The 1,101-nt window shown below is 47.5% G+C and carries 1 protein-coding gene; it reads left to right on the forward strand.

Annotated features, from left to right (window positions below):
* Positions 1 to 993: U32 family peptidase C-terminal domain-containing protein (locus A3756_RS22295; protein WP_068554683.1), on the forward strand; the 993-nt coding region annotated here is incomplete at its 5' end.
* Positions 994 to 1,101: the final 108 nt, after the last annotated feature.

Here is a 1,101-nt window from a genome sequence, read left to right on the forward strand (position 1 = left end):
AAATTCTGGCAACAACAGGGCCTGACACGCGTCATTCTTTCGCGGGAACTATCCTTGGATGAAATTGCGGAAATTAAACAACGCGTTCCTGAAATGGAAATTGAAGTTTTCGTTCACGGTGCTTTGTGTATTGCCTACTCTGGCCGTTGTTTATTGTCCGGTTATATGACCCATAGAGACTCAAACCAGGGCGCTTGCACAAATTCCTGTCGCTGGAAGTACCAGACTCACGAAGCAGAACAGACTGATGGCGGAGAAATTGTTCCAAGCCAAGCAGTTGAAACCTACGACCCTAATGTTCAAACACTTTCACTTTCGGAAAGTTCTGACGTCCTAGAAAAAGTTTCCCCTTTATACCTACTACAGGAAAAAGGCAGACCTGGTGAGTACATGCCTGCTTATGAAGATGAGCACGGCACCTACATCATGAACTCCAAAGACCTACGAGCTGTTCAGCATGTTCAGCGCCTGATGGATATAGGTGTTGAGTCCCTGAAGATTGAAGGCCGTACCAAATCGTACTATTACGCTGCAAGAACTGCTCAAGTATACCGACAAGCGATCAATGATGCCGCCGCCGGCCATGAGTTCAACATGGCCTTGATGGACGACCTCGAAGGCATGGCTAATAGAGGTTTCACAGAGGGTTTTTACCGCCGCCATGTACCTGATGAATACCAAAACTATGAGACAGGCAATTCAACCTCAACTCAGCAACTATTCGTCGCAGACGTTCTGGAAGGTGACCTTGGCACAAATCGCATCAAACTTGAGGCGAAAAACAAGCTTTCTACTGGAGATCAGCTCACGCTGCTAACACCGGTAGGTAATATTTCCTTCACCGCAGCACAGCTATTCAACAGCAAGAACGGCCGAGAAATTGAGTCAGCTCTTGGCTCGGGTTATAAAGTTGAACTCGAGGTTCCGGAGCTTTCCAAGCTTAAGCTTACTCACGAAGCGCTTGAAAAAGGCTTAATTGTTAGAAATATCTAATCAAGGACAAATCTTCCTGTAAGCAGAGCCCGCTCCTCAAGGGCGGGCCTCCTGCAAAAGTGCTGATAGCATCCTAAGGCAGGCTCGGCCTTTGGCCGCGCACTATAA

The sequence above is a fragment of the Oleiphilus sp. HI0086 genome (assembly GCF_001635225.1).